The organism is Marinobacter sp. DUT-3 (assembly GCF_050379435.1).
Lineage (GTDB): Bacteria > Pseudomonadota > Gammaproteobacteria > Pseudomonadales > Oleiphilaceae > Marinobacter.
Window position 1 is genome coordinate 59,246 of the sequence record NZ_JBNRMG010000004.1, and the last position, 25,011, is coordinate 84,256.

Below are 25,011 nucleotides of genomic sequence, written 5' to 3' on the forward strand. Positions count from 1 at the left end.
TCCGCCATTCGGCTTTCCTTGACTCCCTAGAGTATATACTCTAATAATACCCTCAAGCGCAAATTGAGCACTTTTTCGCCACCATACAACAACAGGGCATCCGGTATGCATCGGCAGCCCGAGGGGAGAAGACCATGGGAGCCAGCGTCGTCCAGCTTACCGAAAGCAAAAAGCAGATCCAGCATACGCATCGCGTCTTTGAGAACCAGAAGAAAGCATTCAGAAACAACCCGATGCCATCACCGACCGAACGCCAGGAAAACCTGAAACGGCTGAAGCGGGCGCTGTTGAGCAATCAGGACAAGCTGACCGACGCGATCGACCGGGATTTCAGCTGCCGCTCCAGAGACGAATCGCTGATTGCCGAAATCATGCCGTCCATCCAGGGCATCAACTACACCCTGAAGAACCTCGGCGGCTGGATGAAACCGTCCAAACGCCACGTATCCGTACTGTTCCAGCCCGCCAGCAACAAGGTGCATTACCAGCCCAAGGGTGTCGTCGGCGTTATTGTGCCCTGGAACTACCCGTTGTATCTGGCCGTTGGCCCCCTCGTTGCCTCGCTGGCAGCAGGTAACCGTACCATGATCAAGATGTCGGAGTTCACTCCGCACACATCGGCCCTGTTCAAGGAAATCATTGAATCTACGTTCCCCGAGGACCTGGTATCTGTGATCACCGGTGAAGCGGACGTTGCCGCGGATTTTTCCAGTCGTCCTTTTGATCACCTGCTGTTCACCGGCTCCACCTCGGTCGGCAAACTGGTGATGCGCGCGGCATCAGAGAACCTGACCCCGGTTACCCTGGAACTGGGCGGCAAATCCCCCGCCATTGTCTCCTCCGATGTTCCCCTGGAAGACGCCGCTCAGCGGATCGCGTTCGGCAAGGCATTCAACGCCGGTCAGACCTGCGTGGCGCCGGACTATGTACTCTGCCCGGCGGACCGCGTCCAGGCGTTTGTGGATGAGTTCCGCGCCCGTTTTGCCGACATGTACCCAAGCCTGCGGGACAACGACGACTACACCGCCATCATCAATGAACGGCAATACCAGCGGCTGCAGGATTACCTGGACGACGCGCGGGAGAAAGGCGCGGAGATTATTGAGCTGAACCCCGCACGGGAAAACCTCAAGGACGGCACCCGCAAGATGCCCCTGACACTGGTGCTGAAGACCACTCCGGAGATGAAGGTCATGCAGGACGAGATCTTCGGGCCGATCCTGCCCATCGTCAGTTACGGCGGCCTTGAGGAAGCGATCCACTACATCAACGATCGTCCGCGCCCGCTGGCGCTGTACTTCTTCGGCTACGACCGTTCCATGCAACAGCAGGTGGTGGACAACACCCTCTCCGGGGGCATGTGCATCAATGACGCCCTCATGCACGTGGCTCAGGATGACCTGCCTTTCGGCGGTATTGGCGATTCCGGCATGGGGCACTATCACGGCAAGGAAGGCTTCCTGACGCTGTCCCATCACCGGGCCATTTTCAGCAAGCAGAAATTCAACAGCGGCAAATACGTCTACGCGCCTCACGGCACCACCGCCCACAAAATGGTCTACAAGCTGTTCATTCGCTGATCCGGCGACCAGCCTGGCAAGCCCAAAGGCTGACAAGACAATGAGTGCCCGGGTATCCTATGGGCTTCTGAATCGAGGAGCAGCGCATGCCTAAAGTTATTTACCCGGGCACCTTTGACCCCATCACCAATGGCCACACCGATCTGATTGAACGGGCTGGTCGCATGTTCGACGAGATCGTCGTTGCGGTCGCCTACAATCCGAAGAAGCAGCCACTACTGAACCTCGAAGAGCGCTGCGAACTGGTCAGGAAAGCCACCGCCCATATTCCGAATGTGAGCGTCACCGGTTTCAGTAACCTGCTGGCGGATTTTGTCCGGGAACAGAACGCCACCGTGATCCTCAGGGGACTGCGCGCGGTGTCTGACTTCGAGTACGAATTCCAGCTGGCAGACATGAACCGTCGGCTGGCCCCGGAAGTGGAAAGCGTGTTCCTGACCCCCGCGAACCACCTGTCCTACATTTCGTCCACCCTGATCCGCGAGATTGCATCGCTCGGCGGAGATGTCTCGGAATTTGTTGATCCAGCCGTCGAGGCCGCGATGCAACGGAAGTTCAGTCAATCCTGAGGTAACGCCCGATGGCCCTGATGATTACCGACGCGTGCATCAACTGCGACGTTTGTGAGCCTGAATGCCCGAACGACGCCATCGCTCCAGGTGACGAGATCTACGTGATTGACCCGGACAAGTGCACCGAATGCGTTGGCCACTATGATGAGCCCCAGTGCCAACAGGTCTGCCCGGTGGATTGTATTCCGCTGGATCCGGAACGGCAGGAATCAGAAAGTCAGTTGATGGAAAAGTACCAGCGTCTGAGCGCAGGCTGAGCCCGGGGCTCATCACGGTGCGCCGGGGCGGCGCACCGTGATTCCATCTCAGAACAACGGCGGCAAGGGTATCGCCGTACCGTTCACATTCAGGGCCAGGTCTTTCAGCTCTGCAGACATCGCAAGCCGGTCGCCATTGCGCGTCATCATGCCCTCCTTGATCAGCGGGGCCAGCTGCATCATCAATTCAGGATGATTCTCCGCCAGCGCCACCGGCAGGCTCAGCTGCATTTGCCCTGTCAGCCGCTGCATCACCATCAGCATCTGTGAGCGCTCCTGATCCGACAGAGTCGGGTGCCTGACCATCAGCTCCCCGTTAACCTCGCCCTCCGGAGTCACCAGGCTGATGCTCGGAAAGCCGAAGCTGAAGCCCTCGGCTGCCAGATCCAGCAGAGCGCCACTGATACGACTCATGCTGGCCATTTGTTGCTCGAATGCAGCAGGCGACCCGGTCTGGTTATCCAGGGCTGCCACCTGAAGATCCGTCAGGGCGCCGGTCAGCTCACTCCAGCTGTCCACATCCAGGCCATCCATCACAAACTCCACCCGCTGAGGCCCGAAACTGTCACCCTCCGACGTGACTGAGTCCAGGGTTACCACGGTTTCGGAATTCACACTGCGGTCGTTGTCGACAGGCCAGGTCTTGCTGGCCATCCTGAAGTCGTCCATGCGCAGAGGCGCCTGGCCATCAGAAGCCAACTCAACGGACGCCAGGGTCGCCACCCCTTCGCCTGTCCATACCTCGCCACGCAGGTACTCCAGGGTCTGTTCAAGCCGGAATTCCCCCAGGGTGACCCGCAGGTCCCGGGTATCCAGCACCATTCCCGGCCACACCATCAAGATATCAGCCCCGGAACCGTCGCCACTGATCTCCGCCCGACCAAAACCTCCGGATACCTTCATTGATTCCCCGGTATCGTCGTTGGTGACCGAGATGGCGGGGACCGTCAGTTCAGCGATGGCCGTCCCCCACAGGCGGGTCTCCAGGGTCAGACGCGGCTTTTCATCCGGGAAAAGCTCGGCGGCCTCCTCCGGCAGGTCGGAAAGCGGGGAGAAATCCAGCAGGCTTCCGGTCACCCCGTGAGAAACCTTCGCCTTGTACTCAATCCGGTGAACGTCGTTGCTGGCGGGATCCTCGAATGTCAGCGTGCCCTCAAAGCGACCGCTGAGATATCCGCGTTCATAATCCCGGGTTTCAAGCCGGAAGAACGGCTGCGCTGCGTTAACCTCCGTGGTCACGTCCTGCCACTGTTTCTCGGTCAACCAGCCCACACCCCAGGGAGCCACTGCGCCAACGACCAGAACCACCCCACCTACAATCATCCATGTCTTTTTCAATGTTTTCTCCGTAACAAACTGCTGATTATTGTCCGGTCAGACGCTCCAGCAACACCAGCTGGGATGCCAGTCGGTCTTCCCCTTCCGCCGGTTGATTCTGTAGGTAACTGCCATCCGGCTGCAAGACCCAGGCCTGACAGTTATCCGCCAAATAGGTATCCAGATCCTCCCGCACCCGGGCAACCAGACTGGGATCTTCAATGGGAAACGCAGTCTCCACGCGGCTCAACAGGTTGCGCTCCATGCCATCAGCACTGGAACAATAGACATCCGGACGCCCATTATTGCCGAAGTAATAAACCCGGGTATGCTCCAGGAAACGGCCAATAATGGACCGTACCCGGATATTCTCGGACAGCCCGGGCACCTCCGGTCGCAGGCAGCAGATACCACGCAGGATCAGGTCAATCTTCACACCGGCCTGAGACGCCCGGTACAGCGCCTTGATCAACTGGGGTTCGGTCAGGGCGTTGAATTTCAGAATGATCCGCCCTTTCTGGCCATGGCCAGCCTCCCGGTCGATCAGGCTCAGCAACTGACTGTGCAGCGTAAACGGTGCATGGAACAGCTTCTTGATTTTCAGCGCCTTGCCCATGCCGGTAAGCTGCTGGAACAGCTTGTTAACATCATCACCGATGGATTCATCGCAGGTCATGAAGCTGTAATCGGTGTACAACCGGGCATTACCGGCGTGATAGTTGCCCGTCCCCAGATGCACATAGCGCCGTAACCGGCCCTCTTCCCGCCTCACGATCAGGATCATCTTGGCGTGGGTTTTATAGCCAACGACCCCATAGACCACAATCACCCCGGCTTCCTGCAGGCGACTGGCCAGTTCCAGGTTTTCCGCCTCGCTGAAGCGGGCCCGCAACTCAATCACCGCGGTGACCTCTTTTCCACGCCGGGCGGCATCCGCCAGCGCTTCCACGATTTCGGAGTCAGCCCCGGTGCGGTACAGGGTCTGACGAATCGCCAACACCTGGGGGTCCTTGGCCGCCTGCCGCAACAGGTCAATCACCGGGCTGAAATTATGATAGGGGTGCAACAACAGGATCGGACGCTTGCGAATGGCGTCGAACATGGATTCCTTGCTGCGAATCTGTCGTGGAATGGACGGCGAAAATCCGGAGTAGGTCAGATCCTGCCGATCCACGAGCCCCCCTACCGCCATCAGGCGAGTCAGGTTGACCGGACCATGAACCTGATAGAGGTCACGTTCGGTGAGCTTGAATTCCTGCAACAGAAAGTGAACCAGTTCCTCCGGGCAGTTGTCGGCCACCTCCAGGCGCACGCCGTCACCAAAGCGGCGACTGAGCAGCTCACCACGCAATGCCGAGGCGAGGTCTTCCAGATCGTCCTCCAGCTCCAGGTCGGCGTTGCGGGTCAGACGGAACTGATAGCAGCCCTTGACCTCCATACCGGGGAACAGCTCATCGGCGTGGGCGTGAATCATTGAAGACAGGAACACCAGGTTCTCGCCGCCATTGCACACCTCATCCGGCAGGCGCACTAGCCGGGGCAGGGATCGTGGCGCTGGCACGATCGCCATGCCGGTCTCGCGACCAAAGGCGTCTTTGCCGTCCAGTTCCACAATGAAGTTCAGGCTCTTGTTGACCAGTCGCGGAAAAGGATGGGAGGGGTCAAGGCCGATCGGGCTGACCACCGGCAGGATCTCCTCCTCAAAATAGCGGCGCACCCATTCCGCCTGGGCCGGTGTCCACTCCCGGCGCCGGACAAAATGGATATTCTCCTGCTCCATCTCCGGAATCAGCACGTTGTTGAGAATGTCGTACTGTTCACGAATATACTCATGGGCCACGCGGCTGATTTCAGACAGGGCCTGCTCGGGCATCATGCCATCGGAACCGATGGTTTCCCGGCCGTATTTCATCTGCTGGCGAAGGCCGGCAACCCGGATTTCAAAGAATTCGTCCATGTTGCTGCTGAAAATGCAGCAATAAATCAGGCGGTTGATCAGGGGATGAGTGGTGTCCAGGGCCTGTTTCAGCACCCGGTAATTGAACTGTAACTGGCTGAGCTCCCGGTTAAAGAAGTTCTCGCTGGCGCCCAGGTCAACCTCCTGACCGACACTCGGCACTTCAACGGGGGCGGGAACGCTCTGCTCTTCCACCTCGCTCTCCACCACATTCCGCTCTCTTACAGATTCACTACTCATGACTCACTCATTCCAGTTTTAGGGGTTCCGGCAAAGCGCCTGGTTTGCCGGAACCTGACATTATTCCGTTAGCCTTGTGTGCCGGAATGCCGTAAGAGGCGCGCAGCCCTGACCGCAAAATACGTCAGTATGGCATCGGCCCCGGCACGACGCATGGCCGTCAGGCTCTCCATCATCACCGCATCGCCGTCCAGCCAGCCATTTTCAGCAGCCGCCATATGCATGGCGTACTCGCCGCTGACCTGATACACAAACGTCGGCACCTGCAGTTCGTGTTTGACGCGATGAACAATATCCAGGTAAGGCATGCCCGGCTTGATCATCACCATATCCGCGCCTTCCGACAGATCCATAGAGACTTCCTGCAGTGCCTCATCGCTGTTGGCCGGATCCATCTGATAGGTGGCCTTGTCGCCCTTGCCAAGATTGGCCGCCGAACCGACTGCATCCCGGAATGGACCGTAATAGGCAGAGGCGTACTTGGCAGAATAGGCCAGAATGCGGGTTTTCACATATCCTGCAGACTCCAGGGCGTCCCGGATTGCACCCACGCGACCATCCATCATGTCCGATGGCGCCACAATATCCGCCCCCGCATCGGCGTGGGACAGCGCCTGATTGACCAGTGCTTCGATGGTCACGTCGTTGAGCACATAACCGTCATTATCAACAATACCGTCCTGCCCATGGGTGGTGAACGGGTCCAGCGCCACATCGGTGATAACCCCCAGTTCCGGGTGCGCCTTCTTCAACGCCCGGACCGCCCGCTGGGCAAGCCCGTCTGAATTCCATGCACCGGAACCTGAGGTGTTCTTGAGTTCAGTGGGTACTACCGGGAACAGCGCCACGGCGGGAATGCCGAGTTTAACCAGCTCGGCAGCCTGCTCCACCAGAAGATCAATACTCAGGCGTTCAACCCCAGGCATAGAAGGCACCGGCTCCCTCTGACCTTCGCCCTCCAGAATGAACACTGGATAGATCAGGTTATCAACACTGAGCTGATGTTCCCGCACCAAACGGCGGGAAAAATCATCAGCTCGATTACGACGCAGGCGAGTAGCAGGGAATACACGACTTGGTGAACGCACGAAGCACCTCCTGGGTGGCGAGTAGGACACAAACCTGAAACCGACCGGGCTATCCGGTCGATTCGGTTTCCTCATCATACACGCCCTCGCGGCCAGGGGGCAGGCTCCGGTCGGGCCCCATTTACCGCTTGCCGGGCAAACCTAACAACGTGGTGTGACAGTGGGGTTACCGTTGGGAATCCAGTGCCTGCGCCCGTTTTCGCTCCGGCCCGCTGAAGTACCGGCTGCGCAGATCCTCAATAGCAGCTTCCCGCTCAGGGCCGGCCAGCCCGGCACTATCCAGCTTGTGACGCTCCTGGCTATAGGCCTGCCAGCGCTGGTCCCAGTCCCTCTGACGCGCCTCCACTTCCGCCAGCCGTTGCGAGATTTCGGCGCCAAACGCGTCCTCACGCCAGGCCTTCAGGGCATCGGGATCCCCGGCGAGCTCCTGCCGCGCCTGCTCATACTCCGCGAAACGCCGGGTTTCCTCGCGGGCACGACGCAAAGGGGCGGGCAAGTCCTGTTCAGCCGCCGCGACGGCCCGTGACCGCTGCTCATCCGTCAGTGACTCGTCGCCATTAATGCGGCGCTGTTCCAGCTGGAAGCGGTCCACGGCCTCTTCATGGGCAAAGAACGCCTCGGCGGTGCCGGCATCCAGCCACGTCCTCCGCAGGGCATGGATCTCCCGCATGCGGCGCCTGGCGTCCAACAGACTGTCCGCTGCGTCCTGACCATAGGATGACTCCAGGTCTCCCAACGCCAGCTTGTAATCCATGTAGCTCCCCAGGATATTCAGGGCCTCGGAGTGAGCCGGCTCATCCAGTACGGACAACTCGCGTTCAATTCGTGCCACCAGTTGCCGCAGGGGCTCTTCCCCCAGAGCCGAAAGGTAGTACTCAAACAGCTGACGCAATGCCGATGTCGGAATCAGGTTACCGTTGCTGTCAACCTGGGCCCATCCTGCGGGGGACGATGTTCCGCTCAGCGATGCCGGCAAGGTATCGGGTAACACCACGGTGCTCCGCTGCCCCACCCAACGGGACGGTTGGCCGTTGTTGTCCGGAGCCGGTGCCAAATCCACAGGCGCGGAATCCGGTTGTTGGCTTTCCGACCGGCTCTGCCCGGAATCGATTCCTCCGTCGGGAAGTAGCAGCACAATGACGACCATGGCTGCTATGATCACCAGCAAAGCCGTTGCCAGCCACGAAAGGACTCTCATAATGTAACGGTTCTTGTTGGAATTATGGATCAGCCATTTACCCACACGGCTGATAACGATAGGGCCCAGAATAGACCAATGACTGAAGACACGCTGAGACAGCGTTCAAAAACAGGCCCACAGCCGGTGACTGCAGGCCTGTTGCATCAGAGGGATCGGTTATTGAAGCCGATATCCACCTTGCGGGAAGGATCGGAGCGGAACAATGTGTCCACTTCCTGGATTTGCCCGCCCTGGTTCAGAAATGCCTCAATATCCGCCTGTAACTGTGCACGCACCCGGGCCCGACCAGCGACGGAATGGTTGTCTTCACTGTCACGGTTCCAGCCTCCGGATTGCTCCAGGTTGCTTTCGTCGAATTCACTCATGGCCTCAATCCCCACCAACGAAAACAAAACGTCGAGCGCACCTGACCCGACTTGGGTGGGCCGCTCCGCCTCGGCAACATCCGCCCTGGCGGTATGCCTTGGCGTCTTTATAATCTGCTTTTTCGGACAACGCCATTTACAGGCAACGACTTTTTTGTAACTTTTTGTAAGCAATTTCAGGTGATTGATTTTAAAGAATAAAACAAAGATACAACCGACTCTTACTTGGTTGACACAAGAAATGAATAATGATTCACTACTTAAGAGGAGCCAGCATGGCCTACCGGGAAACGGAGAAGATGCGCAAACGTAAGGCGGAAGCTCGCCAGCGCATTGTCAGTTGCGCCTACCAATGCGTGGCGGAAAGCGGCTTTCGCAGCGCCAGAGTCACAACCATTGCCGCACTGGCAGAGGTGGCAACAGGAACAATCTACCGCCATTTCGAGTCGAAAGAAGATCTGTTTGCGGAAATTTTCCGGCTGGCAACCCAAAGGGAAGTCGACAAGGTCGCGGAAGCACTGTCCACCCACGGGGATGCCACCGTGCGACTTGAAGCGGCGCTGCGTCAGTTTGCCGAACGCGCCTTGCGAGGACCGGTCATGGCCTGGTCACTGATTGCCGAACCGGTCGACCCGAAAGTTGAAGAAGAGAGACTGGCCTACCGGCAGGCCTACGCCGAGCTGTTCGAAAAGGCCATCAGAGAAGGCATTGAAGAAGGATGCATTCCCGAGCAGGACGCACGCCAGAGCAGTACATGCCTGGTAGGCGCTATCGCCGAAAGCCTGGTAGGGCCCTTGTCCCCGACCAAGGCGGATAACCCGGCCGAACCAAGAAACGACAACAACGACCCACTGGTCAACGCCATCCTACGTTTTTGCATGCAGGGGCTGACCGGTACCAGGAGGTAACATGAACGCTCGTCAGCCTGCACCACCTATCACCGGCTCAACCGAGCCGGAAGATCGCTATCTGGCCGTGACCCATGACGTGGTCAATCAGCCCCCTGCCCTGGAAGACTACAACCTGTTCGACCAGGACACAGCGCTCAGGGAAGCGGTGGAACGCGAAGGTGGCAGCGCAGCCGCTGACGATCTCCAGGCCTTTGGCGCACTGGCCGGCAGTCGGGAAATCATTGAACTGGGCTTCCGCGCCAACGAAAACAAACCGGTATTCAACACCCATGACCGCTTTGGCCACCGCATTGATCAGGTTGACTTCCACCCGGCTTATCACCAGTTGATGTCCATTGCCATGGAGCACGGCCTGCACAGCAGCCCCTGGACCCATCCCGGCCAGGGCGCCCATGTTGCGCGGGCAGCCAAATACTATATGCACTCCCAGGTGGAAGCGGCACACTGCTGCCCCATCACCATGACCTTTGCGGCCATCCCCTCCATCCGCAAGCAGCCGGAACTGGCCGCCCTCTGGGAAGACCGGATCCTCGCCAACCAGTACGACCCCCGCAACCTGCCCGATGACCAGAAACAATCGGTGACCATCGGCATGGCGATGACCGAAAAACAGGGCGGCAGCGACGTCCGCGCCAACAGCACACGGGCCTACCCGGTGGGCACCGAAGGCCCGGGACAGGCCTACGAACTGGTCGGCCACAAATGGTTTGTCTCCGCCCCCATGTGCGACGCCTTCCTGGTACTCGCCCAGACAACCAATGGACTGTCCTGCTTCCTGATGCCACGCTGGCGCCCGGATGGCAGCAAGAACCCCTGGCAGATCCAGCGCCTCAAGAACAAGATGGGCAACGTCGCCAACGCCTCCAGCGAAGCGGAACTGCGCGGCGCCCTGGCCTGGATGGTCGGCGAAGAAGGCCGCGGCGTACCCACCATCATCGAAATGGTGGCCATGACCCGCTTCGACTGCATGATCGGCAGCTCCGCCGGCATGCGCCAGGCCGTGGCCCAGGCCACCCACCACTGCCGCCACCGCAGCGCCTTCGGCCAGCGCCTCAGCGAACAACCGCTGATGCAGAACGTGCTGGCAGACCTGGCACTGGAGAGCGAAGCGGCCATGGCTTACACCCTGCGCATCGCCCGTGCCCTGGACAACCAGCACCTGGAGCACGAACGCCTGCTGGCACGACTGGCTACACCGGTCGGCAAATACTGGATCTGCAAACGCACCCCGAATCACGCCTACGAAGCCATGGAATGCATCGGCGGCAGCGGCGTCATGGAAGACTGCATCATGCCCCGCCTGCTGCGGGAGTCACCGGTCAACGCCATCTGGGAAGGCAGCGGCAACGTCCAGTGCCTCGACACCCTGCGCGCCCTGCAAAAAGAACCGGAAACCCTCGACGCGTTCTTCCGCGAAGTCGCCGAAGCGAAAGGCACCGACGCCCGCTTTGATCGCTTCGTTGCTCAACTGCAAAACGACTTCAAAGACACCAGCGACATCCAGTACCGCGCCCGCAACCTGGTCGACCGCCTGGCCCTGGCCATGCAGGCCAGCCTGCTACTGCGCGGCTCCGACCCGGCGGTAGCCGACGCCTTCTGCGCCTCCCGCCTGCAATCCGGCGGCGGTCTCAACTACGGCAACTTACCATCCGGCACCGACGCAGCGGCCATTATCAAACGGGCAACACCTGTAGTAGGCTAAAGCTCTAATGTTCAGGACATCCAAAGCCTGACTGAACCCGACGCCACCCGAGAGGCTTGAGAACCGCCGGGGGTATGCTTTCCAAAACCCTGCGGAGCCATGGATGGCGGAGCGGAGCTTACAGGGATGTATTCACAGCGTGTTTTGGAAAGCGTACCCCCGGTGGTTCCTGCACCCAAAGTTTATGTCTGAAGCACTTAGAAAACTGCTTAACCAATCTGGCCCGACACCGGTGATCACCCCTCACGTGGGCGTACTCACCCTGCACTTCCAGCTCTATGGCTGCGAAGACCTCAAGGCCAAGCGCAAGGCATTCACCGCCCTGAAAGCCGTCTGGGGCCGCGAACCCGACCTGGCCGTCGCCGAAACCGCCGACCAGGACGCCCTGGACTGCGCCACCTGGACCATCGCCGCCCTGGGCAGCTCAACCCAGCAGATTACCCAGCGCCTCGACCAGGTGGAAAAAGCCATCCAGGAACGGATAGATGCTGCCATACTGGACGTACACCGGGAAATTCTCTGAAACACCCATTCAGGCCTGTGTGGCACAAGATTTCACCAGGCCGTATACTACGCTCCCTCTCAGAGTCAGGCAGAGACTCAGAGGCCAGAAGGGAAGCCAGAGTGCCCGGGCGATATCGGGCAAGACGAATTTCCAGTGTCGGAGTCAACAGTCCGACTGTATCCGCCAGGCATCCGGAACCGGCCGGCGGATGACCACCGATTGACAGTGTGTGGCGCGCGTATGACCGGAAAGAAAAAATCCGCCCAGGCCTCGGTTGAGGCAATGTACCGTGTATTCACAGTGCCCGAGGCACCGGAATCCACCCTGAGCCGGATCGACCAGAACATTTCCCGCAATCTCGCAGGCTTCCTGCAGGAACACATTGTGGCCGTGGAACGGGACCTGTCCGAAGTCGAGAAAAACTTCTCGGACTACGCCATCCCGGAAAAACCCGTGTTTGTCTCCGAACAGGCCCAGTTCCTGCTGGACAAGCTGGTGGCAAACTCCGTTCATACCGCCTCCCCCAGCTTTATCGGCCACATGACCTCGGCACTGCCCTACTTCATGCTGCCGCTGTCAAAGATCATGATTGCCCTGAACCAGAACCTGGTGAAGACCGAAACCTCCAAGGCGTTTACCCCCATGGAGCGGCAGGTGCTGGGTATGATTCATCGCCTGGTCTACGAGCAGGACGGCGCCTTCTACCGCAAGTGGATGCACGATCCCCGCTTTGCCCTCGGCGCCATGTGTTCCGGCGGCACCGTCGCCAACCTGACGGCCCTCTGGGTCGCCCGCAACCGCGCGTTCCCGGCCGAAGGCAGTTTCCGCGGCATCCATCAGGAGGGCCTGTTCCGCGCCCTGCGCTACTACGGCTATGAAGGCGCGGCCATACTGGTGTCCCGTCGTGGCCATTACTCGCTGCGCAAAGCCGCCGACGTGCTCGGCCTGGGCCGGGACTTCCTGATCCCGGTGGACACCGACGACGACAACCGCATCCAGACCGACGCCCTGCGGGACAAATGCCTGGAACTGCAGAAACAGAAAATCAAGATCATGGCAATCTGCGGCATTGCCGGCACCACCGAAACCGGCAACGTCGACCCGTTGGACGCCATGGCCGACATCGCCCGGGAATTCGGCGCCCATTTCCACGTGGACGCAGCCTGGGGCGGCCCAACACTGTTCTCGCGCACCTACCGTTCCCTGCTGCGCGGCATTGAACAGGCCGACTCCGTCACCTTCGATGCCCACAAACAGCTCTACGTCCCCATGGGCGTAGGCCTGGTGGTATTCCGCGACCCGAGCCTGGCCAGCGCCGTGGAACATCACGCCCAGTACATCATCCGTAAAGGCTCACGGGACCTGGGCAGTACCACGCTGGAAGGGTCACGCCCGGGCATGTCCATGCTGATCCACTCCGGCCTGAAAATCCTCGCGCGGGAGGGCTACGAGATCCTGATCGACCAGGGCATCGACAAGGCACAGACCTTTGCCGACCTGATCAACGCCCAGCCGGATTTCGAGCTGATCACCAAACCGGAACTGAACATCCTGACCTATCGCTACTGCCCGAAGGAAGTGCAGCAGGCACTGGCGCTGGCGGATGAACTGCAGGCGGAAAAACTGAACGCCTGCCTGAACCGCATCACCAAGTTCGTCCAGAAAACCCAGCGGGAACGGGGCAAGGCGTTTGTCTCCCGGACCCGGCTGGAGCCGGCCCGTTACTACCATTTCCCCTGTATCGTATTCCGGGTGGTACTGGCCAACCCGTTAACCACACGGGAGATCCTGGAAGATATTCTGGCGGAGCAGCGGGAGTTGTCTGCAGAGGAAGGTATTGAGGACGAGATATCAATTCTGCATCAGATGGCCAATGCGGTACTGAAACAGCATCAACCGGATGCGCGGCAGGCCTGATATTGCACCCAGACTTGCTGTGAGCGGTGCGGGGGCGGCTTCAAAAACCCTGCGGAGCCATGGATGGCGGAGCGGAGCGTACAGGGACGTATTCACAGCGTGTTTTTGAAGCCGCCCCCGCACCGCTCACTCCCCCCAAGGCAAGATCAATACAGCGCCTCTTCGTCATCCAGCACTTCGTGCAGGATATCCAGGAACATGTGATCCGCCTCACTCCAGTTCTCAGGGATGCGGATCGTAGTGTTGGCGCTGATTTCCCTGGCAATCACCTCATTGGCCTTCGGCTCATTTCGGTGTTTGCGGGCGATTTCCACGGACTTGACCGCAATGGTCGGATCGCTCAGTACCTTCTTGATGAACACTCGCAGCTCATCGATCATGCGGGCCTGACGGCTTTCGGCAGACGAACTCATCATTTACTCCCGGATAGTTTGACGTTCAGGGGACAGCCCTCAACCTACAATAAACAGTATGGCCAATTCGGCGGACTGCAACCAGCCCGTAAAGATTCTGCCCGCTTCACCAGCGAAGCGGGCAGAGGCAGGCATTACATCAGCAGGCCGCGCAGAGTGAAGAACAACATGGCGGCCATCAGCGCGGAGGCCGGCACGGTGATGATCCACGCCGCCACGATGCGGGTCAGGTGGGAGCGCTTGACCATTTCCTCGCGGTAGATTTTCTTCAGGCGCTTGCGCTCACCCTTGGACAGCGGCACCTGCTTTTTCTTCTTGGCCTCTTTGAGCAGATTCTCCATCTCCTCGACCGAGGCATTGCGGAAGTCTTCCAGGAACGGGCGCAGGCTCTCCCGCTCGGCTTCGTCATGGTGTTCCATGATCTTGTGAAGCTGGGTCGCGTAGTTGGACTTGAGGTATTCCCGCAGGAAGCCCACACCGAACACGCCACCAATCGCGATGTGGGTGGAGCTGACCGGCAGGCCCAGCTGGGAGGCAATGATAACGGTCAGGGCGGCGGACAGGGCAATACAGAAAGCCCGGGTCTTGTCGAGCTCGGTAATTTCACTGCCGACGGTCTTGATCAGGCGCGGGCCAAACAGCATCAGGCCCACTGAAAGCCCCAACGCACCCACCAGCATGACCCACAACGGAATGGCGGCGGCGGTGACCACAGCACCCGCGGACAGGGCATCATTGATGGCGGCCAGGGGGCCAATCGCGTTGGCCACGTCGTTAGCGCCGTGGGCGAAGCTCAGCAGAGCGGCTGCGAAAATCAGCGGCCAGGTAAACAGGGTGTTCACGCCAGCGGCGCTGTTTTCCATGGTGGCCGCGCGACGGCCAACCGCGATCCGCATAATCACGAAGACCATTGCAGCCACCGCCAGGCCAACCAGTGAGGCGCCCAGGAAATCCACCTGGATGATTTTTTTGACGCCCTTGACCATCAGGTAGGTGCCAAACGCCCAGGCCATAATGGCCACCAGCCACGGCACGAACGTCCGCGCCGCCGGAATCAGGTTCTCGCGATAGAGCACGGTCTTTTTGATGGCAAACAGGAACAGCGCCGCCAGCACACCGCCCATGACCGGAGAAATCACCCAACTGGCAACAATCTTCGCCATCACCGACCAGTCAGCGATACCCCAGCCGCCGGCGGCAATCCCCGCGCCCAGCACGCCGCCTACAATCGAGTGGGTGGTGGATACCGGCGCACCCATCCAGGTTGCCAGATTCAGCCACAGAGCCCCCGCCAGCAGGGCAGCGGTCATCAACCAAACGAAAGCGTTGACGTCTCCCAGGCGGTCAGCAGCGATAATCCCGCCCTTGATGGTGGACACCACGTCACCACCGGCGATGATGGCGCCGCCGGCTTCGAATATGGCGGCAATCAATACTGCTCCACCCAGGGAGAGCGCACCCGAACCAACCGCCGGGCCCACGTTGTTGGCGACATCGTTGGCGCCAATATTGATGGCCATGTAGCCACCGATAACGGCGGCTGCCATCAACAGCATATTGTTGGGCATGCCACTGCTCAGCTGACCAACGACCAACCAGATGCCAAGCAGGAAAAATAAACTGAAGCCGATGCGATATCGTTCGGTGGTAGGACTGGTGAGAAGGGTATCAAGAAATCCGCTTTTCGGGGCCATAACAAATCAGGTCTCGTGGATGCTGAATGAGTTGCAACGTGTCGCGCCATCCCGGCCAGTCAGATTACGCCGTCCCTGGGGGTAGTCTACACTGCGTCGCAACTATAAATTTTTTGCCATGAAATTGAAACAAAAGGCGACAATGCCAGGCATTGTGAAATATCGGGGGAAATGGTGCCAATTCCCGTCAGGTTCACTCATAATCGTTGCTAAAAAGCATCAAAATACAAAAACAGCAATCTAGGCCTGAATGAAAGACTCGACCGCTTCCAGCCACCAGGGCGTCGGAGAAACCGAGGATATCCGGATATCCCGGATTCTGACCTGGCTTTCTCTCATGGCCATCCTGTTCCTTACAGGCATCGGCGCCAAAGCCTGGTTCGCCAGCCACTACGATCACGCCATGGTCTTGTGGGCTTTTGCCGTTCCCCTTGCGGCAAACATGCTGTGGTTCGCCCATACAGGCAACCGGACGATACAAAAGACCGGGTTGATTGCCACCGTCGGCGTGCTGTTTGCCTACCTCATTGCCTCCGGCGGAGAAAACAATACCGGTCCGTTATGGTTCTATGTCTTTCCACCCCTGCTGTTCTACCTGACCAATCTGAAAACAGGTACGGCCATTCTGTTATTCTGCTATCTGGTTGCCATTCTGGTCTTTCGGTTCCCGGAGCTACCCATGGTCAGCGCCGAATACTCCACGGACTTCAAGATCCGCTTCTTTGCCACCCTGACCTTCGAGTCCATCTTCTGTTTCGTGCTTGAATCCAGCCGACTGAAAGTGAGAAATGAGCTGTTGACGCTGGCCCGGGTCCATGAACACGCCGCCCGCACCGATGAACTGACCAGTCTCGCCAACCGTCGGGAGATGCAGCATCGGTTGGCCGCCGAGTTTTCCCGCTACCAACGATCGGGGCATCATTTCTCGATTGCGCTGATCGATCTGGACCTGTTCAAGGGCATTAACGACCAATATGGCCACCACGCCGGGGACGAGACACTGAAAACCTTCTCCGATCTTACCCGCCGGATTATCCGCCAGTCTGACGTTGCTGCCCGCTGGGGCGGCGAGGAATTCCTGTTGTTACTACCGGACACCTCCCTGCTGCAGGCCCTTGCACTGGCCGAACGTCTTCGCTCTGAGGTGGAAAACTCCCACTTTACATTCCACGGGCAACGACTGCCCGTCTCCATCAGTGCCGGGGTCTGTTCCATCGCCAAGGCCGGCTCGGTTGATGAGCTGCTGAAACAGGCGGATATTCACCTTTACAGCGCAAAAGAAGCTGGCCGCAATCAGATTGCCCCCCGGGTACGACCCCGTCAGGACGAAGGCGACAACCGTCCTGCCACCTGACCTTGAGACTACGCCGGCCAGTCGCTATGATCATCCGCCAACGTGACCGGCGGCCATTCAGGGCCGCTGCAGACAGAAACAGGTTCAACCATGGCAGCAATACGAATTCTCGTGGGCAGCGTGTACGGCGGTGCCCTGTTGACGGCAAGGGCCATCAGAAAGGGGCTGGAATCCGAGGGCCACTCGGTGACCGTGCTGGAGAATCCGGCTCTCGATGACATTACCAGCAACGACGATGCCCTGCTGGTGTGCACCTCCACCACCGGCCAGGGTGAAGTCCCCCCCAACCTTCTGCCTTTTTACCTGTCCCTGCGGGAACAGTTGCCACAACAGCCGGGCCGCCCGTTCGGCGTCATCGTGCTGGGCGACAGCTCCTACGGCGACACTTTCTGTGGCGCTGGCGATTTGCTGGAGGAAGCCCTGTATGAAACCGCCGCCCGCAAAGTCGGTGAGACCTTGAGAATCGATGCACTGGAAACCACGGACCCGGAAATGGAAGCCCTGCCCTGGACTCGGAACTGGATCACTACCCTGTAATCCTGTGGCCTGAACTACAGCTGACCGGAAATATCCCGCATGCGGTCTTGAGCGGTAACCGGGCTGAGGCCATACTGCAGGAAACAAACATAACAAGCTTGGTATTTTGTGCGCCATATTGCTCTGATTTTCGCCCTGATCGGCGGCTTTATCCTCATGGCCCCCGGCGCTCACGCGGAACCGTCGGCATCGTCCCGACTGCCACAACCGTCGATTGCCTTCCTGAAGGCCCCGCCAGCAAACATAGATGCCGTGCCTGGACTGCTGGACCGGCCGGACTGGCAGCCGCTGGCGGAAGAGACGCCGAATTTCGGGTACGTGACTGACAATTACTGGTATCGGATGCCGCTGGAGAGCAGCCCTGGCAATCAGGTGCTGGAAATCAGCTATCCGCAACTGGACTATGTCAGGTTTTATCTGCTGGCGGACGGAGAGATAGTCCAGACCGTGGTCACCGGAGACCACCTGCCGTTCTCGGAAAGACCGCTCTATCACCCCAGCTTCCTGATTCCCTACACCGTCGAGCCCAACGTCGAGTACGAAATCCTGCTCTCGGTGAAAACCAGTGGTGCGCACCAGGTACCGATCCGGCTCTGGCAACAGAACGCCCTGTTCGATGCCCTGACCACTGAGGACCGGCTACACAGCCTCTATTACGGCATCCTGATCACCACCATATTCTTTAACCTGTTTATCTTCCTGGCACTGCGCGAAGCCACTTACCTGTACTACGTGCTGTCGACATTCAGCTACCTGTTCCTGATGGCCACCCTGCGGGGGGTGACGTTCCAGGTCTTCTGGCCAGACAACCCGTGGCTGCAGAATCAGGTTATGCTGATGGTGGTGCCGTTCGCGGTGCTGTTTGCACTACTGTTTGCGCGCTCGTTCCTTCGCCTGTGGGAAGCCGCCCCAAGAACCGACCTGCTGCTCCAGTTTCTCAGCGGGGTCAGCCTGCTGGCGATCCTTGGCACCTTCGTGCTGGAGTTCAACACATCCATCAAGTCCTCGGTGGCCCTGGCTCTGTCAGCGTTCCTGGTGCTGATCATCATTGGCCCACTGCAGTGGATAAGGCGCAACCCGCAGGCGGGTTTTTACACCATTGCCTGGGGACTGCTGATCATTGGCACCATGCTGACCGCATCCAACAAATACGGATTATTGCCAACGAACTGGCTGACCACCTACGGCATGCAGGTAGGCTCGGCCTTGGAAGCCATTCTGCTGACCATCGCCCTGGCGAAACGCCTATACAACGAACGTGAAGACAGGCTCCACGCCCGGGAGGCGGAACTGAGAGCCATGGCCGCACGACGCTCAGCGGAACTGCGGATGATGGATCAGGCACTCCACAACCCGCTGACCGGATTGCCCAATCGCACCTGCTTTGAAATGATGATTAACGACCTCATTGCCCGGGTACCGGATCGGAGATACGCCATTGCGGTGATCCACCTGAACAACCTCCAGTCCATCACCAAGACCCTGGGCCACCGCAATACCGATCGCCTCATTGAACTGGCCGCGACCCGGTATCACAGTGTTGTACGAGAGATTCCGGGAATACTGGCGATCGAGGAAACAGACCAGCGCTCGGTTTATCTGGCCTCCCTGGAGCCCGCCACCTTCGGCTTTGTGGTGGATGCCGACCAGATCAGCGCCGCTCCCCGCGCCATTGTTATCGGCCTTGAGGAACTGCGGGAGCCGATCGATTACCTTGGCATGCAGCTTCCGCTGGATCCGCAGATCGGCACGGCGATCTTCCCCGATCATGCCCAGGACACCAATTCCCTGATTCGTCGGGCCCACATTGCCCAGGACTCGGACGAGGCCCGCGATCGCGGGCTCGCTTACTATCAGCCGACAAGGGATTCCTACAGCGCAGACCGGCTGACACTGGTATCGGAACTCAGACAGGCCCTGCAGAACGAAGAACTGGCCCTGCACCTGCAGCCCAAGCTGTCCCTGGCGTCTCATACTGTCGTGGGACTGGAAGCACTGATTCGCTGGCCACGACGCAAATCGCCCATTCCCGCGGACGAAATCGTTGCCATCGCGGAGCAAACCGGCCTGATCAGACCCCTCACCCGGTGGGTACTGGAGCAGTCGCTGGAGCTGCGTGCCCGGCTTCTGGATCGGGGCTGGCCACTGAGTGTTTCGGTCAACATTTCCCCCAACAACCTGAGGGAGCCGGACTTCCCGGACTTCGTACAGCGGCTGATGAACAACCACCATCGCCATCGGGGCGCCATCACCCTGGAAGTAACCGAAACATCCATGATGCAGGACCCCGCCAATTCCCTGAAGGCCCTGAATTCCCTACACTCGGCGGGCATCCCGGTGTCCATTGACGATTTTGGCTCAGGGTATTCGTCGCTTTCCTACATCAAGCAACTGCCGGCCAGCGAGATCAAGATCGACCGCTCCCTGATCACCGATATCACCACCCAGCCGGGAGACCGGGTTATCGTGCAGACCACCATCGACATGTGTCATTCCCTGGGCTACACAGTGGTGGCCGAGGGCGTGGAGGATGAGGAAACCGCAGACCTGCTGAAGACTATGGGCTGTGACATGATTCAGGGCTACTGGCTGACACCGCCCCTGCCCATTGATGAAATGCTGGTGTGGCTGTCGAGCCACACCATGTCCGCCATCAGCCGCAAACTTGGCTGACGGTGCCCGGAGTATCCGGGTACCGGAAATGCTAGCGGCGGGAGCGCCTGCGGATCAGGGCTTCCTGAGTGGTGGAAGCCACCAGCCCGCCCCGCTGATTGAAGAAGTTACCACGGTTGAAGCCACGGCCAGCGGAAGCGCTCGGGCTGTCCTTGTCATACAACAGCCACTCATCCATGCGGAAATCCCGGTGGAACCAGATGGCGTGGTCCAGGCTTGCCACCTGCATATTCTTACTCATGAACGTCACGCCGTGGGGGTTCAGAGAGGTCCCCAGGAACGAGAAATCCGAGGCATAGGTCAGCAAGCAACGGTGCAGTACCGGATCATCCGGCAGGTGGCCCTGGGTTTTGAACCAGCTTTGCTTATGGGGCGGGCGTGTTTCCGGCTTGAACGGGTTAACCGGATCCACCGGGCGGATTTCAATCGGCCGATCACGGGTCAGGCTATCCCTTAGCCGCTCAGGAACGTGGGGCGCCAGCATTTCCCCGTATTCCTGCTCCGACTTCAGGGATTCCGGATCCGGCGCTTCGGGCATATCCAACTGATGCTCGAAGCCTTCCTCCGCGACCTGGAACGATACCGAACCGGTCAGGATTTCCTTACCATCCTGACGGGCAATCACCCGTCGTACCGAAAAGCTGCCGCCGTCCCGTACCCGCTGAACCTCATAGTCGATCGGCATGCTGTGGTTACCGGGACGCAGGAAGTAGGCATGAAGAGAATGGGGGAGCCGGCCCTCGACCGTGCGACTGGCTGCCATCAACCCCTGACCCAGCACCTGGCCACCAAATACGTTGGGGAAACCAAGGTCTTCACTGTCGCCCTGAAAATGGTCATCCCCGATTGGTGAAAGATCCAGAAGATCCACCAGCTTTCTGGTTACTTCAAGCATGCCTACTCCTGTTGATTCGTTAGCTCACGAATGGATTTCTACCCCAAGCGAGCCAAATTCGCAACAGGCTTAACCGTGAATCGGCGGCACTTCCTTGGACAGTGCCTGCTTCTCCACCGCGTAACTACCGGTGACGGCGAAGCCCAGTACGGTTCCATCCGCTGACTTGAACAGGGCCTTCACGCTGGTGCCGTCCTGCTCAACCTCCCATTCACCCTCCGCATTCGATGGCGGCGGGCAGACGGACGTGGGGCAACACGGTGTCTTGATCAGCACGGGCATAGTGCCGTAGGCCACTTCGGTTCGCTCACTGGTCAAGGTCTTTGCCAGCGCCCGGGCACAAGCCATCAGCGGCAGAACGTAGAGCAATACATGGCCGTCTACTTCCGCGCAGTCTCCCAGGGCGTAGACATCCGGAGCTGACGTCTCCAGCGCACGGTTCACCATGATCCCGCGGTTGATTTCGATGCCGGCAGCCTGTGCCAGATCGGTCCGCGGGCGCAGGCCAACCGCCGAAATCACCAGATCCGCCATCAGGGTCTCGCCATTGGCCAGGGTCAGTTTCACGCCATCGCCGTCACGGTCGATGCGGTCAACAACGGTTTCCAAGTGGAAACGTACACCGTGACTGGCCAGCTCCTCCCTCACCGCTTCAGCGGCCGGCTGTGGCAGCAACCCCGGCATAAGCGTATCGGAAGGCGCAATGACATCCACTTCGTAGTCGCCGTTACGCAGATCGTTGGCAAATTCACTGCCAATCAGGCCCGCGCCCATGATAGCGACGCGCTTCTTACCCGCCAGCGCTTTGCGGAAAGCACGGTAATCCATCAGGTCGTTGATGGAATACACACGATCCTGGCCGTCACCGTCAATGGACAGGCGGATCACATCCGCGCCCCAGGCCAGCACCAGTTTGCTGTACCGGATACGCTCATCGCCGATCACCAGTTCATGGGCTTCGGTATCGATACCGGTGACCGTGGTGTAGGTTCGCAGGTCAAGATTGAGCTGTTCAATCATCGCCTCGGACGTTGCCTGGGCCAGCTCGTCGGCTTCCTTACCCTTGGTGAATCCGGTAGACAGCATCGGCTTGGAATAACTGAAGCCGTCGTCGGCCGTTACCATGACAATGGGGATTTCCTTGTCCTGCTTGCGGATTTCCCTGGCCAGTGAGTAACCCGACAGACCGGTACCCACGATAACGATAGGGGCTTCTGTAGTCATTCCTGTTCTCCGTCTCTATTGAACCTGTAATGAGTGCTGGCGTTAACCAATCTCGATCATTTCAAAATCTTCCTTACCAACACCGCAATCCGGGCATACCCAGTCTTCCGGCACATCTTCCCACTTGGTGCCCGGCTCGATACCGTCTTCCGGCCAGCCCTCGGCTTCGTCATAGATCAGGCCACACACCACACACTGCCACTTTTTCATAATCTCTCTCCGCAATTTTTGTCAGGGCGCAATGATAATTGTCAGACAATCATGCGCGCAAGTTTTGTAGCAACTGCCCATTACTCATATCGGGCCACCATCATACCCACCCCTCCACAATTGACCAATGCCACTCAGGACAGTGACCTAGCGGTTTTTCTGCCAATAGCAACAAATACCCATGGCACTGCAACCCGGTTGCCCCTCCCTTTGGCCCGACTCCTCCGGTATAATCGCCCGTTTTACGACAGGATCCGACCGCTATGACCGATACCGTCGCCGAAATGAAACAGGTAATGGACGAAGCCGATTGCCTGGTCAGTGAACAGCAGGTACAGGTTGCCATTCGCTCTCTTGCAGGCGACATCACCAACCGTCTGGAAGACAGTAACCCGCTGCTGCTCTGCGTGATGAACGGCGGGCTTATACTGACCGGACAGCTGCTGCCGCTGCTGAAATTTCCGATCCAGGCGGAATACCTCCATGCCACCCGCTACCGGCAGGAAACCACCGGCGGTATCCTGGAATGGAAATTACGCCCGGAAGCGGACATGCAGGACCGCACCATCCTGATCGTTGACGATATCCTTGATGAGGGCACCACCCTGTGCGCCATCGCCGATTACTGCCTGGCCCATGGTGCGAAGGAAGTACTGACCGCCGTACTGGTGGACAAGCAGCACGACCGCAAGGCCCGCCCCGACCTGAAAGCCGATTTCACCGGCCTGGAAGTGGAAGACCGATTCCTGTTCGGCTTTGGCATGGACTACAAAGGCTACTGGCGCAACGCTCCCGGAATTTATGCCGTTAAAGGGCTTTAACCTCCTGGCAGGCGACCACACCGGACCGGCCCGGGCAGACGCCCTGGCCATCCCCCCCACCGACTGGTACCGATCCCTGGCCGCTGCCGGCCTCCGCAACCCCACGGTACACGGTCCGGTGCGTTACTGGCTCCAGGTGGAAGGATCACTGACGCGGGAACTGCAGTTACGCTGCACCCGCTCATTCCACGTGGACGTCACCCATGAGGGCTTTGCCCTGCCAACACGGGAAGAAGCCGGCACCCTGAACATCCCGGAACGCCAGCTTGCCTGGATTCGTGAAGTCCACCTGTGCGGCGACGGCGAGCCCTGGGTACTGGCCCGCACCATCATTCCCCTGCCCACCCTGCAGGGTGCGGGACGACGTCTTCGCCACCTGGGCCGCAAACCCCTTGGCGCCTGGCTGTTCAGCAACCCCCACTGGCAGCGGGGCCCGTTCGAAACCGGCATCTGCCACACCAACCATCCGGCACAGCCCCCGGTTGCACGACGCTCCCGTTTCTACAGCGGCGACAAAGCCCTGCTGGTGGGTGAGTACTTCCTGCCACGGTTCTGCCACTAAACCCGGCCTTTAACCACCCGCTACCCACTGGCTATAATTCACGCCTGAATCCAAGCCAGACACACCAACCCGGACCACACCCTATGCTGCTGAATGCCATGCCCGACCACATCCAGAGCCGCCTGGCGGATTACGCCAGACTGCTGCGCCTGGACCGCCCCATCGGCAGCCTGCTCCTGCTCTGGCCCACCTATTGGGCGCTGTGGCTGGCCGCCGAGGGCGCGCCCGACATCGGCAACCTCATCATCTTTACCCTGGGCGTGTTCCTGATGCGCGCCGCCGGCTGCGCCATCAACGACTTCGCCGACCGCAAGGTCGACCGCCACGTCAAACGCACCAAAGACCGCCCCCTGACCTCCGGCCGCATCGACGCCTGGGAAGCCGTCGCCCTGTTCCTCGGAATCTGCCTGCTGGCTTTCCTCATGGTCGTGCTGTTCACCAACCCGCTGACGCTGTACCTCTCCTTCGGCGGCGTCATACTGGCCTTCATCTACCCCTTCATGAAGCGCTACACCCACCTGCCCCAACTGTTCCTGGGCGCCGCCTTCTCCTGGGCCATCCCCATGGCCTGGGCAGCACAGGCCAACGAACTCACCCAACTGACCTGGCTGTTGTTCACCGCCAACGTCCTCTGGACCGTGGCCTACGACACCCTCTACGCCATGGTCGACCGTGACGACGACCTGAAAATCGGCATCAAATCCACCGCCATCCTCTTCGGCGACGCCGACCGCGCCATCATCGGCTTCCTCCAGGCCCTGGTGGTGATCATTCTGGTGATGGTGGGGCAACAGGTGGAACTGGGCGTTATCTATTACCTCGGCGTACTGGCCATGGCCTGCCTGTTCGGCTATCAACAATACCTGGCCCGATTCCGCGAGCGGGAGGGATGTTTCAAGGCCTTCCTGAACAACAACTGGGCTGGGTTTGCGGTGTTTACCGGGCTGGTCATCGACCTTCTAATAAAATAACCTCGCGGAAGTAACTCCGCCGCTTGCGCATGGCTACGAGACACC

At 59.3% G+C, this 25,011-nt stretch carries 23 protein-coding genes; 13 read left to right on the forward strand and 10 right to left on the reverse strand.

Translation table 11 applies throughout. From position 1 onward, the window contains the following. Positions 1-134: 134 nt before the first annotated feature. From ACQUWM_RS08630 to ACQUWM_RS08640, 3 genes are all read left to right on the forward strand, one after another. The gene (locus ACQUWM_RS08630) at positions 135-1,580 is read left to right on the forward strand and encodes a coniferyl aldehyde dehydrogenase (RefSeq protein WP_407002860.1); all 1,446 of its coding nucleotides are present in this window, start codon (positions 135-137) and stop codon (positions 1,578-1,580) included. 86 nt (positions 1,581-1,666) lie between these two features. Beyond that, positions 1,667-2,149, forward strand: coding sequence for a pantetheine-phosphate adenylyltransferase (gene coaD, locus ACQUWM_RS08635; RefSeq protein WP_428921851.1), 483 nt, complete (start codon positions 1,667-1,669; stop codon positions 2,147-2,149). Between the two features lie 11 nt (positions 2,150-2,160). Then, positions 2,161-2,409: a YfhL family 4Fe-4S dicluster ferredoxin gene (locus ACQUWM_RS08640; protein ID WP_407002862.1), complete on the forward strand. Its 249-nt coding sequence runs from the start codon at positions 2,161-2,163 to the stop codon at positions 2,407-2,409. Positions 2,410-2,457: 48 nt separating this feature from the next. Here ACQUWM_RS08640 and ACQUWM_RS08645 read toward each other — a convergent pair whose 3' ends face one another. From ACQUWM_RS08645 to ACQUWM_RS08665, 5 genes are all read right to left on the reverse strand, one after another. Beyond that, positions 2,458-3,747, reverse strand: coding sequence for a DUF945 family protein (locus tag ACQUWM_RS08645; RefSeq protein ID WP_428921852.1), 1,290 nt, complete (start codon positions 3,745-3,747; stop codon positions 2,458-2,460). Between the two features lie 25 nt (positions 3,748-3,772). Then, on the reverse strand, positions 3,773-5,923 hold the full coding sequence (gene ppk1 / locus ACQUWM_RS08650) for a polyphosphate kinase 1 (RefSeq protein WP_407002864.1): 2,151 nt from the start codon (positions 5,921-5,923) through the stop codon (positions 3,773-3,775). A 68-nt stretch (positions 5,924-5,991) separates the two neighbouring features. Then, positions 5,992-7,011, reverse strand: coding sequence for a porphobilinogen synthase (gene hemB / locus ACQUWM_RS08655; protein WP_428921853.1), 1,020 nt, complete (start codon positions 7,009-7,011; stop codon positions 5,992-5,994). Positions 7,012-7,177: 166 nt separating this feature from the next. Then, positions 7,178-8,209 (reverse strand): lipase secretion chaperone, encoded by a 1,032-nt coding sequence (locus tag ACQUWM_RS08660; RefSeq protein ID WP_407002866.1) that lies wholly within the window; start codon positions 8,207-8,209, stop codon positions 7,178-7,180. 146 nt (positions 8,210-8,355) lie between these two features. Next, a complete protein-coding gene (locus ACQUWM_RS08665) occupies positions 8,356-8,577 on the reverse strand; it encodes a hypothetical protein (RefSeq protein ID WP_428921854.1) in 222 nt (73 codons plus the stop codon). Between the two features lie 275 nt (positions 8,578-8,852). On the opposite strand from ACQUWM_RS08665, the gene ACQUWM_RS08670 reads away from it, so the two are divergent. From ACQUWM_RS08670 to panP, 4 genes are all read left to right on the forward strand, one after another. Then, on the forward strand, positions 8,853-9,485 hold the full coding sequence (locus ACQUWM_RS08670) for a TetR/AcrR family transcriptional regulator (RefSeq protein ID WP_428921855.1): 633 nt from the start codon (positions 8,853-8,855) through the stop codon (positions 9,483-9,485). A 1-nt stretch (position 9,486) separates the two neighbouring features. Continuing rightward, positions 9,487-11,190 (forward strand): isovaleryl-CoA dehydrogenase, encoded by a 1,704-nt coding sequence (locus ACQUWM_RS08675; protein ID WP_428921856.1) that lies wholly within the window; start codon positions 9,487-9,489, stop codon positions 11,188-11,190. A 184-nt stretch (positions 11,191-11,374) separates the two neighbouring features. Then, positions 11,375-11,713: a DUF503 domain-containing protein gene (locus ACQUWM_RS08680; RefSeq protein ID WP_407002870.1), complete on the forward strand. Its 339-nt coding sequence runs from the start codon at positions 11,375-11,377 to the stop codon at positions 11,711-11,713. A gap of 222 nt (positions 11,714-11,935) precedes the next feature. Beyond that, a complete protein-coding gene (gene panP / locus ACQUWM_RS08685) occupies positions 11,936-13,612 on the forward strand; it encodes a pyridoxal-dependent aspartate 1-decarboxylase PanP (RefSeq protein ID WP_407002871.1) in 1,677 nt (558 codons plus the stop codon). A gap of 146 nt (positions 13,613-13,758) precedes the next feature. Here panP and ACQUWM_RS08690 read toward each other — a convergent pair whose 3' ends face one another. Together ACQUWM_RS08690 and ACQUWM_RS08695 are read right to left on the reverse strand one after the other, a co-directional pair. After that, positions 13,759-14,025: a hypothetical protein gene (locus ACQUWM_RS08690; protein WP_012137124.1), complete on the reverse strand. Its 267-nt coding sequence runs from the start codon at positions 14,023-14,025 to the stop codon at positions 13,759-13,761. A 134-nt stretch (positions 14,026-14,159) separates the two neighbouring features. Then, entirely contained in the window at positions 14,160-15,719 is a 1,560-nt protein-coding gene (locus ACQUWM_RS08695; RefSeq protein ID WP_428921857.1) for an inorganic phosphate transporter, read from the reverse strand. A gap of 250 nt (positions 15,720-15,969) precedes the next feature. Between ACQUWM_RS08695 and ACQUWM_RS08700 the strand changes: the two genes are divergently transcribed. The 3 genes from ACQUWM_RS08700 (at position 15,970) to ACQUWM_RS08710 (ending at position 20,283) form a co-directional block, all read left to right on the forward strand. Then, positions 15,970-17,073, forward strand: coding sequence for a GGDEF domain-containing protein (locus tag ACQUWM_RS08700; protein ID WP_428921858.1), 1,104 nt, complete (start codon positions 15,970-15,972; stop codon positions 17,071-17,073). 90 nt (positions 17,074-17,163) lie between these two features. Next, positions 17,164-17,610: a flavodoxin gene (locus ACQUWM_RS08705; protein WP_428921859.1), complete on the forward strand. Its 447-nt coding sequence runs from the start codon at positions 17,164-17,166 to the stop codon at positions 17,608-17,610. A gap of 108 nt (positions 17,611-17,718) precedes the next feature. After that, the gene (locus ACQUWM_RS08710; protein ID WP_428921860.1) at positions 17,719-20,283 is read left to right on the forward strand and encodes an EAL domain-containing protein; all 2,565 of its coding nucleotides are present in this window, start codon (positions 17,719-17,721) and stop codon (positions 20,281-20,283) included. Positions 20,284-20,314: 31 nt separating this feature from the next. Here the strand turns inward: ACQUWM_RS08710 and ACQUWM_RS08715 are convergent, their stop codons facing one another. The 3 genes from ACQUWM_RS08715 to ACQUWM_RS08725 all read right to left on the reverse strand — a co-directional run bounded on the left by ACQUWM_RS08715 (position 20,315) and on the right by ACQUWM_RS08725 (position 22,612). Further along, positions 20,315-21,178, reverse strand: coding sequence for an acyl-CoA thioesterase (locus ACQUWM_RS08715; protein WP_407002883.1), 864 nt, complete (start codon positions 21,176-21,178; stop codon positions 20,315-20,317). A gap of 69 nt (positions 21,179-21,247) precedes the next feature. Then, complete coding sequence (locus ACQUWM_RS08720) at positions 21,248-22,402, reverse strand: NAD(P)/FAD-dependent oxidoreductase (RefSeq protein WP_428921861.1); 1,155 nt, start codon at positions 22,400-22,402, stop codon at positions 21,248-21,250. Positions 22,403-22,444: 42 nt separating this feature from the next. Beyond that, complete coding sequence (locus tag ACQUWM_RS08725) at positions 22,445-22,612, reverse strand: rubredoxin (RefSeq protein WP_008173532.1); 168 nt, start codon at positions 22,610-22,612, stop codon at positions 22,445-22,447. 263 nt (positions 22,613-22,875) lie between these two features. Here ACQUWM_RS08725 and ACQUWM_RS08730 point away from each other — a divergent pair, with 263 nt between their 5' ends. From ACQUWM_RS08730 to ubiA, 3 genes are all read left to right on the forward strand, one after another. After that, on the forward strand, positions 22,876-23,433 hold the full coding sequence (locus ACQUWM_RS08730) for a hypoxanthine-guanine phosphoribosyltransferase (RefSeq protein ID WP_407002885.1): 558 nt from the start codon (positions 22,876-22,878) through the stop codon (positions 23,431-23,433). Further along, complete coding sequence (locus tag ACQUWM_RS08735) at positions 23,414-23,995, forward strand: chorismate--pyruvate lyase family protein (protein ID WP_428921862.1); 582 nt, start codon at positions 23,414-23,416, stop codon at positions 23,993-23,995. The genes ACQUWM_RS08730 and ACQUWM_RS08735 overlap by 20 nt, the downstream gene beginning before the upstream one ends. Before the next feature lie 83 nt (positions 23,996-24,078). Next, a complete protein-coding gene (gene ubiA / locus ACQUWM_RS08740) occupies positions 24,079-24,966 on the forward strand; it encodes a 4-hydroxybenzoate octaprenyltransferase (RefSeq protein ID WP_428921863.1) in 888 nt (295 codons plus the stop codon). Positions 24,967-25,011 lie beyond the last annotated feature (45 nt).

What these genes read in the sequence shown, in the direction of transcription:
- ACQUWM_RS08715 (WP_407002883.1), bottom strand. Translation starts at nt 21,178, where the DNA reads ATGCTTGAAGTAACCAGAAAGCTGGTGGATCTTCTGGATCTTTCACCA.
- ACQUWM_RS08705 (WP_428921859.1), top strand. Translation starts at nt 17,164, where the DNA reads ATGGCAGCAATACGAATTCTCGTGGGCAGCGTGTACGGCGGTGCCCTG.
- ACQUWM_RS08680 (WP_407002870.1), top strand. Translation starts at nt 11,375, where the DNA reads ATGTCTGAAGCACTTAGAAAACTGCTTAACCAATCTGGCCCGACACCG.
- ACQUWM_RS08670 (WP_428921855.1), top strand. Translation starts at nt 8,853, where the DNA reads ATGGCCTACCGGGAAACGGAGAAGATGCGCAAACGTAAGGCGGAAGCT.
- ACQUWM_RS08675 (WP_428921856.1), top strand. Translation starts at nt 9,487, where the DNA reads ATGAACGCTCGTCAGCCTGCACCACCTATCACCGGCTCAACCGAGCCG.
- ACQUWM_RS08725 (WP_008173532.1), bottom strand. Translation starts at nt 22,612, where the DNA reads ATGAAAAAGTGGCAGTGTGTGGTGTGTGGCCTGATCTATGACGAAGCC.
- ACQUWM_RS08735 (WP_428921862.1), top strand. Translation starts at nt 23,414, where the DNA reads ATGCCGTTAAAGGGCTTTAACCTCCTGGCAGGCGACCACACCGGACCG.
- ACQUWM_RS08700 (WP_428921858.1), top strand. Translation starts at nt 15,970, where the DNA reads ATGAAAGACTCGACCGCTTCCAGCCACCAGGGCGTCGGAGAAACCGAG.
- ppk1 (WP_407002864.1), bottom strand. Translation starts at nt 5,923, where the DNA reads ATGAGTAGTGAATCTGTAAGAGAGCGGAATGTGGTGGAGAGCGAGGTG.
- ACQUWM_RS08660 (WP_407002866.1), bottom strand. Translation starts at nt 8,209, where the DNA reads ATGAGAGTCCTTTCGTGGCTGGCAACGGCTTTGCTGGTGATCATAGCA.
- ACQUWM_RS08695 (WP_428921857.1), bottom strand. Translation starts at nt 15,719, where the DNA reads ATGGCCCCGAAAAGCGGATTTCTTGATACCCTTCTCACCAGTCCTACC.
- ACQUWM_RS08730 (WP_407002885.1), top strand. Translation starts at nt 22,876, where the DNA reads ATGACCGATACCGTCGCCGAAATGAAACAGGTAATGGACGAAGCCGAT.
- coaD (WP_428921851.1), top strand. Translation starts at nt 1,667, where the DNA reads ATGCCTAAAGTTATTTACCCGGGCACCTTTGACCCCATCACCAATGGC.
- ubiA (WP_428921863.1), top strand. Translation starts at nt 24,079, where the DNA reads ATGCTGCTGAATGCCATGCCCGACCACATCCAGAGCCGCCTGGCGGAT.
- ACQUWM_RS08630 (WP_407002860.1), top strand. Translation starts at nt 135, where the DNA reads ATGGGAGCCAGCGTCGTCCAGCTTACCGAAAGCAAAAAGCAGATCCAG.
- ACQUWM_RS08665 (WP_428921854.1), bottom strand. Translation starts at nt 8,577, where the DNA reads ATGAGTGAATTCGACGAAAGCAACCTGGAGCAATCCGGAGGCTGGAAC.
- ACQUWM_RS08720 (WP_428921861.1), bottom strand. Translation starts at nt 22,402, where the DNA reads ATGACTACAGAAGCCCCTATCGTTATCGTGGGTACCGGTCTGTCGGGT.
- panP (WP_407002871.1), top strand. Translation starts at nt 11,936, where the DNA reads ATGACCGGAAAGAAAAAATCCGCCCAGGCCTCGGTTGAGGCAATGTAC.
- ACQUWM_RS08640 (WP_407002862.1), top strand. Translation starts at nt 2,161, where the DNA reads ATGGCCCTGATGATTACCGACGCGTGCATCAACTGCGACGTTTGTGAG.
- ACQUWM_RS08690 (WP_012137124.1), bottom strand. Translation starts at nt 14,025, where the DNA reads ATGAGTTCGTCTGCCGAAAGCCGTCAGGCCCGCATGATCGATGAGCTG.